Source organism: Mixta tenebrionis (assembly GCF_006517625.1).
GTDB lineage: Bacteria > Pseudomonadota > Gammaproteobacteria > Enterobacterales > Enterobacteriaceae > Mixta > Mixta tenebrionis.
In genome coordinates, this window is record NZ_VHQI01000008.1 from 169,032 (window position 1) to 181,794 (window position 12,763).

Here is a 12,763-nt window from a genome sequence, read left to right on the forward strand (position 1 = left end):
AAAGCGGCGGTTAACGGCATATTGTTCTGCCTTTTCCATTGGGCTTATCGGGTATTATATTTTTTGCTGCCTGCCGCATCAGAGGAGGTCTGTCGTGTTAGCCAGAAAGGATTTATCTCTGGACAAAAAACATCCGCCGGGACGGATGCTTGCTGTTTATTTAATTTATTTTGCTGCAGGAAAGAATTAATATTATGGGTAACTCATTTTCTCCCCCAGCGCTATCTACCGGAACAGCTGCCGGTTATGTTTTTAAACCTGTAAATTTTCTGAATATAATAAAATTCTCTCGCATGCCCGCTTCGTTGAACAACCAGCCATTTTCAAATACCAGGGCTCATCCGGCCAAAACAAAGTTATTTCTTATGAACAATACAAAAAGCCGTTGAAGCGAGTTTATTAAATCATGATAGCGAACCTTATGCCGGTAAATAAGCAGGCGCCGAATTATTAGTAAACTGCCTGTATGGCTTTGCATGTATAAAGCCCTGTTTAAATAATAATTACGCCTTGTATTGAGCTAAATTTTTCTCTCTATCTGACTTAACAATTAACAAAAAGAACCATTTAAAAAGTAAAAAATAAACAGCTCTCCGTACTGCAGAGGCTATCAACGCTACAGATTTAGACGTCTAACCGTCTTGATTGCCAAAAACTGGCATCATGATTATAGTAGCTCATTCAACCGCAGCCCTGCGCGGCTAACCGCATGGAAGGTAAGTGTTATATGAGCCATTCTCTGATTCCCGCAAGTAAACTGCCCGCGCTGGGCACCACGATTTTCACCCAGATGAGCGCGCTGGCGCAGCAGCACAATGCCATTAATCTCTCGCAGGGCTTTCCCGACTTTGATGGTCCGCGCTATCTGCAACAGCGGCTGGCGTATCACGTCAGTCAGGGCGCTAACCAGTATGCGCCGATGACCGGCGCGGCGGCGCTGCGCGAAGCCATCGCGGATAAAACCGCAGCGCTGTACGGCTATCTCCCTGACAGCAACGAAGAAATTACCGTCACCGCCGGCGCTACCGAGGCGCTGTATGCCGCGATTACCGCGCTGGTGCGGCCCGGTGATGAAGTTATCTGCTTCGATCCCAGCTACGACAGCTATGCGCCTGCCGTTACGCTGGCTGGCGGCGTAATGAAGCGCCAGACGCTCCAGCCGCCAGCGTTTCGCGTTGACTGGCAGGAATTTCATCAGCTACTGTCGCCGCGCACCCGGTTAGTGATCCTCAATACGCCGCATAATCCTTCCGCCACCGTCTGGCAGCAGAGCGATTTCGCCGCGCTGTGGCAGGCGATCGCTGATAAAGAAATTTATGTGCTGAGCGATGAAGTTTACGAGCATATCTGCTTTACCGACGAAGGCCATCACAGCGTGCTGGCCCAGCCGCAGCTGCGCGAACGCGCCATCGCGGTTTCTTCTTTCGGCAAAACCTTTCATATGACCGGCTGGAAGGTAGGCTATTGCGTCGCGCCGCCCGCGCTCAGCGCTGAAATCCGTAAGGTGCATCAATACCTCACCTTTTCAGTGAATACGCCGGCGCAGCTGGCGCTGGCGGATATGCTGCGCGCCGAGCCGCAGCATTACCGTGAACTGCCCGCCTTTTACCGCGCGCGGCGTGATTGCCTGGTGCAGGCGTTAAGCAACAGTCGCTTTAACATCCTGCCCTGCACAGGCACCTATTTTTTACTGGCGGACTACAGCGCCATTTCCGATCTGGACGATGTCAGTTTCTGCCGCTGGCTGACCGAAAAAGTGGGCGTAGCGGCGATCCCGCTATCGGTGTTCTGTGCGGAAAGCTTCCCGCATCGCCTGATCCGCCTCTGTTTCGCCAAACAGGAAACAACCCTAATCGCTGCCGCGGAGCGCCTGTGTCAAATTTAACGATTTCCCTGTTGCAACAGCCGCTAGCGTGGATGGACGGCGCGGCGAACCTGGCCCATTTCGATCGCCTGCTGGAGACGCTTTACGGGCGCGATTTAATCGTGCTGCCGGAGATGTTTACTACCGGTTTCGCCATGGAGGCGGCAAAGCAGTCGCTGCCGCAGGAGCAGGTGGTCGCGTGGCTGAGCGGGCATGCCCGCAGGCTTAATGCAGCTATCGGCGGCAGCGCCGCGTTGCAAACGGAGAGGGGCGCAGTGAATCGCTTTTTACTGGTGGAGCCGAATGGGCGCCTGCACAGCTACGACAAGCGTCATCTGTTCCGCATGGGCGATGAACATCATCACTATATTGCCGGCGAGCGACGCGAGATTATCCACTGGCGCGGCTGGCGTATTTTGCCGCAGATCTGTTATGACCTGCGCTTTCCAGTCTTCTCACGCAGCCGCAATGATTACGATCTGGCGATCTACGTAGCGAACTGGCCGGAGGCGCGCAGCCATCACTGGCAGACGCTGCTGATGGCGCGCGCTATTGAAAATCAGGCGTGGGTGGCGGGCTGCAATCGCGTGGGCGAAGATAATAACGGGCTGCGCTACAGCGGCGACAGCCTGATTATTTCGCCGCAGGGAGAAATTCTGGCGCGCGGCGCGGCGCATCAGCCTGAGGTGCTAAACGTCGGGCTTTCGCTGACCGCGCTTAATGATTATCGCGCCAGCTTTCCTGCGTGGCGCGATGCCGACGAGATTAATGGATATTAAGCGGTATCAAACACAATGCCGCCAGGATTAATGGATATTAAGCGGCATCAAACGCGATGCCGCCAGGATTGACGAACGGTAAGCGATCTAAAGCGCGATGCCGCTATTGGGAATAGCGATCCCAGGCGGCCTGTAGCGCTGCGCCCTGAAGGGTACGGAAACCGAGTCGGTTCAGCACCGCCTCCAGCGCGCCAAGCGTCTGCATCACGCAATCTTTGCGGGCGTTATAGCCCATGGTGCCGATACGCCAGATCTTGCCAATTAGCGGGCCGAACGCGGTGCCGATCTCGATGGCGAAATCTTCCAGCATCAGCTTGCGCACCTGCTCGCCGTCAATACCCGGCGGAATCATTACTCCCAGCACGTTATTCATACGGTGACGCCGATCGCCGAAGATTTCCAACCCCATTGCCTGAATGCCGCACAGCAGCGCTTCGCCATGCAGCTGATGGCGGGCGATAGCGTTATCCATCCCCTCCTGTAACAGCAGGCGCGCGCACTCGCGTGCGCCGAATAATGCGGTCGTGGCTTCGGTGTGATGGTTCAGGCGCTCCGGCCCCCAGTAATCCATGATCATGCCAAGATCGAAATAGTTGGACCAGATCATCTCATCTTCGCCGTCCTGATGCGCGGCGGTGCGGATGCCCTGCTCTACGCGCCGACGCTGACGGATCGCCGCTTCCATACGCGGGCCAAGCGTGATGGGAGAAGTACCTGACGGACCGCCCAGACATTTCTGCATGCCGGCCGATACCGCATCCAGCTCCCAGGCATCGGTTTCCAGCACGTTGCCGCCCAGCGAGGCGGTGGCATCGGTATAAAACAGCACCTCATAGCGTCGGCAGATCGCGCCCAGCTCGGCCAGCGGTTGCAGCATGGTAGTAGAAGTATCGCCCTGCACCGTCAGCAGCAGGCGCGGGCGCACTTGCTTAATCGCATCCTCAATCTGGTCCGGCGTAAAAACTTCGCCCCAGGGCACCTCAATGGTGTGGACTTGCGCCCGGCAGCGGCGGGCTATTTCACACAACAGATGGCCAAAACGGCCGAAAACCGGCACCAGTACTTTGTCGCCCGGACGAATCGCCGAAAGCAGGATGGCTTCGATACCGGCGCGCGAAGTGCCGTCCACCAGCAGCGTCCAGCGGTTTTCCGTACAGAATACGCCGCGATAGAGCGCCATCACCTCATTCATGTAGTGGGTCATCGCCGGATCGTACTGCCCGATCAGCTGCGTCGACATCGCGCGCAGCACGCGCGGATCGGCGTTAATCGGCCCAGGCCCCATCAGCAGGCGCGGCGGTGGATTGATTTGTGCGAAGCGGGAGATATCCATCGGTCATTCCTTATCAAATTATTTTTTACCATCGCTCCGATATCTGAGCGGTAACAAAAGTAAGCTGCCGATATTATGCCCACCGCAATAAGCACTGATAGTAAACGCCGGCTCCTGGCCGCGCCGATATACAAAAGCAGCTTACGCAGAGTAGCAGGCCTGAAGAGAGATGGGGAGACAGAACCGGCGGCTTATGGGCGAGCCGCCGGAAAGCGTGGTGGGTAATAAATCAGCGCCGGTGTTGGGCTTGCGTCAGCCTGCCGCTGCCGGATGATGTTTTATCCAGTGTTCGGCAATCTGCTGACGCGTACAGACCCAGACGCGCTCATGCTGCTGGATATAATCCAGAAAGCGCGTCAGCGCGCGGAAGCGTCCGGGGCGCCCCAGCAGGCGGCAGTGCATTCCTACCGACATCATTTTTGGCGCGCTCTCGCCCTCTTCATACAGCACATCGAAGCTGTCTTTAAGATAGGTATAGAACTGCTCGGCGGTGTTAAACCCCTGCGGCATCGCAAAACGCATGTCGTTGGTTTCCAGCGAATAAGGAACGATCAGGTGTGGTTTTACCGTACCATCCTGACAGGTTACCTGTGTCCAGAACGGCAGATCGTCGCCGTAGTTATCGCTGTCGTAGCTGAAGCCGCCCTGCTCCACCACCAGACGACGCGTATTCGGGCTATCGCGTCCGGTATACCAGCCGGTGGGCGCACGGCCAAAAAGATCCATCAGCACATCCACCGCCTGCTGAATATGCTGACGCTCGGTTTTCGCATCCATGGCCTGATAGTGGATCCAGCGCCAACCGTGGCTGACCACATCATATTTCGCTGCGGCGATAGCCTGCACTACCTCCGGATGACGCGCCAGCGCCATCGCCACGCCAAATACCGTCAGCGGCAGGCCGCGTTTTTGAAATTCGTTATGGATGCGCCAGAAGCCAGCGCGCGAACCATATTCATACAGTGAATCCATCGACATGTGCCGATCGGAATAGCTGGCCGCGCCGATAATATCAGAGAGAAACTGCTCGGAACCGGCATCACCATGTAAGACGTTATTTTCAGCGCCTTCTTCATAGTTAAGAACAAACTGTACCGCAATACGCGCCTCGCCGGGCCAGGCGGCGTGCGGCGGCTTGCCTGCATACCCACGCAGATCGCGCGGATAATTTTTATTAAAGCTGTACTCTTTTTTCTCAGGGGATTCACTCATGGTCTGGCTCCTCACTTGAGCAAATGGCTCCCGTTAGTTTAGGTGCAGAAAGGCGTGAGACAGGATTTTTTCTTGGGTGAGGTTAAATCTTCAGATGTGGAAATTTTAATCGCGCAGGATAAGGCTGCTCCGTTTTCCGTTTTGCTAAGGGGAGTAAGATTCTTAACAACCGTAAAACGGGGATTTTATCGGAGCGTTATGCGCAACGGCAAATTCCTGAAAAGCCAGTCTGGTGAAAAGTTTGCGTCCGGATGATGTAACGGCGACGATATCGGAGAGCTGCATTGTGCTGATAGCGGATAATAACGAGCTGCAAGTACCGAGCGAGCAGCTTGATCAGGCTATACAGGTGGTTAAAGGAATTAAGGGCGTGCTTGTTTAGTGGATTAAACGAAAGGTGAACAAAAAATTGGGAGAAAAACCCCTCCCAATAATAAGACTATGTTCTAAATGTATCATATTCTCGATAATAATTTACCTCATCAATAAACCATTTATTATCATACCCACCACTCGTCTTATTTTGAGCTATATAAGTCAGTGAACTGACTAGCATCCATCCTCTCAAATTTAATTCTTTAACAACAAGAGGCATTTCCATATCTTCTTCATCAAGATATATTTCATTATCATTTAAATTTTGGATGTAGTCCCACGGGATGTAATAAAATTCTGTATTTTCCGGATAACTATTCCATGAATTTAAATTTACATAAATCCATTCTCCTTGGTCTAAAAGAGAAAGGCTTGTTATTAACTCATCTATAGATTTATAGCTATTCATTGTATCCTCACAAATCACCTACAACCAGAACCACCGCCACATGTCTTCCTTCCGCCATAGCCTTTAGGGTGATAATCCAAATGTCTTTAGTTATGATCTGGACCGTCAACTAACTGCAACAATCCAGCAACTCGCTCATGATGATGCCACGTAGTTTCCCAACCAATTCCAGTTGGAGCTTTCCTTGGGAACGCACCGCGTTTACCAGGTGATACTTTCTCAAAAATTCCCGGATATTTACCTTCAAGAGTAGCTTTAAATTGAGGATCATTTTTCATTTGATAATAAAGCTGTCTATTAGCTTCCTGGAAATGTTTCCCATCACTCATACGATACATATCGCTTGGTAAGTGAGCTTCGCCATGAACATCATATACGCCAGGGTTATTTGTACTTGCCAACCCTAACGGATCGATCCACGTCAGCGCATTCGGCGCATACGCATACTGGTTCAGCCCGCCCGCCAGCCCGATCGGGTCCGGCTGGGTAAAGTGCCCGTTCTCCGGATCGTAGTAGCGGAAGGTAGTGTAGTGCAGCCCCGTTTCATGGTCAAAATACTGGCCGGCAAAGCGCAGATTCTGCCGCAGCTTTTCCCCTTCTCCGGTATAGCTCTCCTGCTTCAGCGCGCCCCACTCGTCGCAGCGCCCCCGCCACACCGCGCGGCCCGCTTTATCGTGCAGCGATTCCGGCAGCCCGTTCAGCGCCGTACGGTACCAGTACAGCCGGTAGCCGCCTTTCTGCCGCTCCGCCCTGGCGACGGGCTCGTGGCCGCCTTCGTTATAAATATAGAGCGTGCCGCTCTCCGTCGCGTCCCCGTTCCGCTCGCCGTACAGCCGCAGCCCGCACCACAGAAATCCGGTCTCTTCCTCCCGCCCGTCGTGGCGCGTCAGCGTCTTGGCGGTGCGCCGCCCCAGCGCATCATAGCGGTAGCTCGCCTCCTGGTACGCCGGGTGCCCGCTGAACGCCACCCGNCCGCACCACAGAAATTCGGTCTCCTCCTCCCGCCCGTCGTGGCGCGTCAGCGTCTTGGCGGTGCGCCGCCCCAGCGCGTCGTAGCGGTAGCGCGCCTCCCGGTACGCCGGGTGCCCGCTGAACGCCACCCGCACCAGCCGGTGCTCGTCGTCGTAATAAAAGCGCTCCGTGCCGCTGTGGCCTGGACAATTTTTTAGTAGATTGAACGAAAACTAAATAACAAAAGACCGGGAAGTTTTAACAATCTTTCCGGCCTTTGATTTATTCAGCTCAAACAGTCAATCACTAATGAATCCAGTTCGATCCATGCTTCTTCTAAACTTAATGCTAGCTCTGGTTTGTTTTNGCGCCTCACGGTAGTCGGGGTGCCCGCTGAACGCCACCCGCACCAGCCGGTGCTCGTCGTCGTAATAAAAGCGCTCCGTGCCGCTGTGGCCTGGACAATTTTTTAGTAGATTGAACGAAAACTAAATAACAAAAGACCGGGAAGTTTTAACAATCTTTCCGGCCTTTGATTTATTCAGCTCAAACAGTCAATCACTAATGAATCCAGTTCGATCCATGCCTCTTCTAAACTTAATGCTAGCTCTGTTTTGTTTTCACACTTATCAAAACTAGCATATGCATTTCTTATCATCTGTGGCATTTCGTATAAATATAAAGCTAACTCCTTATCTATAAATCTCTCATTTTTCAAAAGGCTGGAAAGAGTTTTCAGGCCAGATATCAATTTATTATACTCATTGATATTAAAATTCATACTAACTCTAACTTCATCAACAAAACTNCATTAAAATCCATACTAACTCTAACTTCATTAACGAAACCATTATCAATTATTTTTTTCTTTACTTCATTCAACATAATTCACCTACTTAAATATGATGGCTTCATGAGAAATCTCCCCAAATATCAAAACTTCCCGATGTGCTGCGGCAGCATTCCGAGCAAACGGCGTTTGTAAACTTTCAGTAGCTTTTTGGATTGTTGAAACATCCAATATTCTATCTTGCGGTATTTTAGATAAATCAATTTCTATAACGAGTCCCACCATGAGTAGCGAANTTAATTCACCTACTTAAATATGATAGTTTCATGAGGTATCTCCCCAAATATCAAAAGTTCCTGATGTGCTGCGGCAGCTTTCAGAGTAAACGGCGTTTGTAAATTTTCAGTAGTTTTATGGATTGTTGAAACATCCACATTATATCTTGCGGTATTTTAGTTAAATCAATTTTTATAATAGGGTTCGCCGGACGAGTCCCGCCATGAGTAGCGAAATACTCTGCTNATAATTCACCTACTTAAATATGATGGCTTCATGAGAAATCTCCCCAAATATCAAAACTTCCCGATGTGCTGCGGCAGCATTCCGAGCAAACGGCGTTTGTAAACTTTCAGTAGCTTTTTGGATTGTTGAAACATCCAATATTCTATCTTGCGGTATTTTAGATAAATCAATTTCTATAACGAGTCCCACCATGAGTAGCGAAATACTCTGCTGACGCCTGGCTTCTGGTAGTAGAAATCCAAGGGTCACGTGTATGCGGAGCATCTGCAACATGTTGGGTCGGCGTTGTTCTGTGATAAGGCGTTGGTCTGATTATACCATTACCGGCACGAATACTCTCCATTTGTTCAGGAGTCACTGCTCTTTTGACAATATTACAATTATTCAATCCCAGCGGATCGATCCACGTCNCCGCCCTTGCCGCTTATCCCTTCTCTCCGCCAGCCGTCCGAAGCCGTCATAACGGCAGCGCGCCGTGCCGCTGTGGCCGGGACGGTTGTGCAGAATGTTCTCGTCCGCCTGCGCCAGCAGACTTCCCGCCGCGTCGTAGTGCCACCGCCGGGTGCCCTCTTCATCCTGCGCGCTCAGCAGATGATCGCGCCGGTCGTAGCGGTACTGCGCTTCACGCTGATCCGTATAATGTCCCGCCGCCCCGCTGCGCGCCTGCCAGCGACGCTGCAGCAGGTTGCCCGCCGCATCCCAGCCGAAGCGCATTTCCGCCAGAGCGGTGCTGCTGGCTGACTCATTCGCGCTCATCCGCTTTTCAGTGACGCGCCCCACAGCATCGTAAACCACGTGCTGCCACAGCTCCCCCTGCGAGCGCGCGGTTTCGCGGTGCAGCCGGTCACGCCCGTACTCCGCGATAACGTGCCGTTCTCCCGCCGCCAGCAGGTCCAGCTGCTGCAGGTGACCGCTGCCGTAATAATGATATGCCAGCCGCTCGCCGTCGGGCAGTTGCGTCTCCAGCAGATTACCCAATACGTCATAACGGTGCCGAATGCGCCCGCCCCGCCCCTCCTCCGCCGTCATCCGGCCTTGCGGGCTGTAGGTAAACGCCAGCCGCTCCTGCGACCGTGCGGCGCGCCCTTCCCGCTGCGCCTGCTGCCACTCCGTCAGCGCAAAGCGCTCCACCGTCACCGTGCCGCTCTGATGGTCATAGCGGGTATGGTGCCGCGCCGTGGTTTTGCCCGTCAGCCGGTCCAGCGCATCCCACGTCAGCCGGGTGGTCAGCGGCGGCTCATCCTCTGCGCCCGGATAAGGGTAATGCACCGTTTCCACCGGCCTGCCCTGCGCATCATAGCGCCAGGTGCGGCGCTGCCCCGACCAGTCCGTCTCCTCCGTCAGGCGCCCGCGCACGTCGTGGCGAAAGTACCATGCTGCGCCCTTTTCATTAAACAGCACCGCAGGCAGTCCCGCGTCGTCATAGTCACAGCGCAGCCGCGTGCCGTCCGGCCTGACCAGTTCCGTCACCTGGCCGCGCCCGTTGCGGGTAAAGCGGCTTATCCGCCCGCCTTCATCGCGCACCTGGCTCAGCCGCCCTGCGGCATCCCGGCCGTACTCGCGGCGCCCGCCGCCCGGCAGCGTTTCCGCCAGCAGCCGGCCGGCGGCGCTGCGCTGCCACGACAGGTCGCGGCCTGCCGCGTCGCTGATACGCTCCACCCGTCCCAGCTCATCATAGAAAATGCGCGTCAGGTAGCCGGAGCAGTCAAAGCGTTTGATAACCTGCCCGCGGCTGTTGTACTCCAGTCGGGTTTCATTGCCCGCCGCGTCCAGGATGCGGACAAGGTTTCCCTGGCCGTCATAACAAAAGCGGGTCAGCCCGCCCTCGCGGTCGCGCAGCGCCGTCAGATCGCCCTGTTCGTTATACTCGCGGTACTCCTGGGTGCCGTCGGCAAAGGTGTGCAGCACCGGCAGCGACAGATCCTCTACCCAGGTCTGCGTCTCTTTTTCCCCCAGCGGATTAATCCAGGCGATCGGGTTGCTGCGTTCATCATACTTCAGGCGGAATTCGTCGCCCGTCGGCGTGATGAGGGAAATCAGGTTGGATGCATCATCCCGGTCAAAGCGCCAGCGGCTGCCGGTCTCATCCGTATAGTCGGTGACCTGGCCCAGCCGGTCCCAGCAGTGGTGGGTGGTGCCATGGTCGCGGCGCGTCACGCTGGCGCGGTACTCCTGCGGGCAGTAGTCAAATTCATAATACTCCAGCGCCCGCCCGCTCTCTTCCAGCCAGTGCTGCGTGACGTACCACGCCTCTTCTTCCCCCTGTACCTGCGCGTTAAACACCGGCAGCCGTCGCCAGCGGTAATGCGCGCTCAGCCCGCCCGCATAGCGATGGGCGGTCATGCAGCCGTGCGCCGGATGGTAGTCAAAGCGGCGGATGACATATCCATCAGCGTCGGTGACTGCCGCCAGGTTGCCCGCTGCATCATAACCGTAGCTCACCAGCTGCCGCTCGCCGCTGTCGGTCAGCTGCCACACTTCCGTCAGCCGGTTCAGCGTCGGATGCCAGTGCAGCCGCAGGCTGACCTCGTAAGCGTCGTCGTGGATGGCGGTGAGCTGGCCGGCGTGGTTGTAGCGGTAGAGCAGCGCGTAACCGTGACGGTCAAGCTGCTGCGCCAGCCGCAGCCGCCCTGCCGCCTGCGGGTCAGGCTCAAACACCGAGTAAAGCCCGCCGTCGTCCTCCAGCATGTAGACGTCCTGCAGGCTGCGCCAGAGCCGGAAGCCCTCGTCGGGGTAGTGCACGCCCTGGCCGCGCGCCAGCGCGCCCAGCCCCAGGGCGCGTCCGCTGCGGTCGGTGAAGGTCGCCTCCATGGCCGACGGCTCGTCCGCCACCGGCGCCAGCGTCAGGAAATACTCGTGCGGTAGCGCCCAGCCCCGGCCCAGCGCCCCGGCGGCGTCGTTGCGGCTGTTGTAGAGGCGCTGCCAGATCAGCGGCAGCCGGCCGTCGAGGGTGAAATCGCACTCCTCCTCGCCCGCCAGGATTTTTGCCCCTGTGGGGATATGCACCGGATGGCCGCGCGAGGTCGCCTCGCTGAATATCCGCGCGGCCCCCTCGCCCAGCATCCCGGCGGCGTAGCCCAGCAGCGCGCTGCCCACCTCTCCGGCCAACGCGCAGGCGAGCGAACGCGTACACATGCGCCCGCCGGAAGCAACCATCGCCACGCCCAGCGACCCGACAATTTCCCCCATAAAGGCGGCCAGCGGGTTTTTGCCGCTGTGAATATCGCGTACCGTGACCGTCGGCCCGCCGATACGCACTCTGGCCCCCTGCTGCTCATGTTTTATTTTCGCCTCGCAGGTGCTGCGGTCATCGTTGCGGCAGGCGGGCTGGCTGTTGATAAATACCTTTTTCGAGCCTTCGGCCAGATAAAGTCCATTGCCGGAGAAAACATGGCCCTTCTTGCATGCGATGGTATCGTGATCTTCCGGGCTGGCGTAAGGATGCTTCGCGGCCACCACCGGAGAAATAACGCTCTGCCAGAGCGGGCTTTTTGGCGAAGGGATCGGCTTCGGCGCATCCGGATCTGCCGGTGGTTCTTTTTCCTTATCTCCCATCAGCCAGCCGGCAATGGCTTTTCCCGCCGTTATGCCCGTCACTAAACTGGCGAGCGACGCCGCGCGCTCCAGCGTACGTCCGGCAATTGCCAACGGTTTAGGGTACTGTGGCGAAGGGTTCTCTCGCTCAGCCTCCAGCTCAGCCCTTATCACTTCCGCCGGAATTTTTCCCGCAGCGCGCGCCGCCGGTTTGCCTTTGGTTCTGACATCCGGCGAGCCGCTGGTGATAATGCCGTCCGGCGGACCTTTTAAGCCGAGGAAATCCAGGATCGCGTCACTTATATCACTTCCGAGATCGGCAAGGGCATCCACCGCCTCGCCAAAAATAAAACCAAACGCCATTACCGCCAGGAAGCCCCCTACAGGCCCAAGCAGCGCCACCATACCTATCCCGACGGCCGCATAGATCGCCCCTTTGACCACGCCGCCCATAAAATCGGCGAACCACGAGGAATGCACCAGCGGATCGTCGAGTTTGGCAGCCAGGTAGTCACTTCCCATCGCGTGTTGCTCCCTGCGGTTGCTTTATTAAACGGCCTCGTCCGGCGACGTTTGCGTCAGGCAGATGCTTTCCTTGATGCTTTGCCAGCAGGCGATGCTTTCGGCATCAAAGGGGGAATGGCGGGTAAAGGCAAACACCAATACCTGACGATCGTTAACTGCCATCAGTAACTGCTGGTAGATGCTTTTTCCCTGCTGTTGAAACTGACAGCTGAACTCATAACAGGGAATTGCTGGCGACTGGGTTAGCGTGACCGGCCGCTTTTCTCCAGGCAGAAAATTTTTCATCGATTTGCGTAACAGCTGCATCTGCTGCTGGAAGTAATCATCCGGCTTCAGATCTGCAGCCAGCTGTTCCCGGCTGATAACCAGGGTCGCCTGCAATGCCTTCAGGCGAAAGATATTCATGGTGCTGTCTTCAACATCTGACGGCAGGCTCAGGCGCCCTTCATTAAAACGATATCCGTTCATT

General features: G+C 55.6%; 9 protein-coding genes. 2 read left to right on the forward strand and 7 right to left on the reverse strand.

Features of this window, described 5'->3' with window-relative positions:
- Positions 1-727 precede the first annotated feature (727 nt).
- Together FKM52_RS14570 and FKM52_RS14575 are read left to right on the forward strand one after the other, a co-directional pair.
- On the forward strand, positions 728-1,885 hold the full coding sequence (locus FKM52_RS14570) for a pyridoxal phosphate-dependent aminotransferase (RefSeq protein ID WP_141176899.1): 1,158 nt from the start codon (positions 728-730) through the stop codon (positions 1,883-1,885).
- Positions 1,873-2,643, forward strand: coding sequence for an amidohydrolase (locus FKM52_RS14575; protein ID WP_141176900.1), 771 nt, complete (start codon positions 1,873-1,875; stop codon positions 2,641-2,643). The genes FKM52_RS14570 and FKM52_RS14575 overlap by 13 nt, the downstream gene beginning before the upstream one ends.
- A gap of 103 nt (positions 2,644-2,746) precedes the next feature.
- Here FKM52_RS14575 and FKM52_RS14580 read toward each other — a convergent pair whose 3' ends face one another.
- From FKM52_RS14580 to FKM52_RS14610, 7 genes are all read right to left on the reverse strand, one after another.
- A complete protein-coding gene (locus FKM52_RS14580; RefSeq protein ID WP_141176901.1) occupies positions 2,747-3,976 on the reverse strand; it encodes a pyridoxal-phosphate-dependent aminotransferase family protein in 1,230 nt (409 codons plus the stop codon).
- Between the two features lie 252 nt (positions 3,977-4,228).
- Positions 4,229-5,188 carry an allantoinase PuuE gene (gene puuE / locus FKM52_RS14585; protein WP_141176902.1) on the reverse strand — a complete coding sequence of 320 codons (960 nt, stop codon included), beginning with the start codon at positions 5,186-5,188 and terminating at the stop codon, positions 4,229-4,231.
- Positions 5,189-5,627: 439 nt separating this feature from the next.
- Complete coding sequence (locus FKM52_RS14590; protein WP_141176903.1) at positions 5,628-5,972, reverse strand: hypothetical protein; 345 nt, start codon at positions 5,970-5,972, stop codon at positions 5,628-5,630.
- Between the two features lie 86 nt (positions 5,973-6,058).
- Positions 6,059-7,078, reverse strand: coding sequence for an RHS repeat-associated core domain-containing protein (locus FKM52_RS14595; protein ID WP_181407944.1), 1,020 nt, complete (start codon positions 7,076-7,078; stop codon positions 6,059-6,061).
- Between the two features lie 386 nt (positions 7,079-7,464).
- Entirely contained in the window at positions 7,465-7,704 is a 240-nt protein-coding gene (locus FKM52_RS14600) for a hypothetical protein (RefSeq protein ID WP_141176905.1), read from the reverse strand.
- 915 nt (positions 7,705-8,619) lie between these two features.
- Positions 8,620-12,291: a DUF6531 domain-containing protein gene (locus tag FKM52_RS14605; RefSeq protein ID WP_141176906.1), complete on the reverse strand. Its 3,672-nt coding sequence runs from the start codon at positions 12,289-12,291 to the stop codon at positions 8,620-8,622.
- A 27-nt stretch (positions 12,292-12,318) separates the two neighbouring features.
- Entirely contained in the window at positions 12,319-12,762 is a 444-nt protein-coding gene (locus FKM52_RS14610; protein WP_141176907.1) for a DcrB-related protein, read from the reverse strand.
- Position 12,763 lies beyond the last annotated feature (1 nt).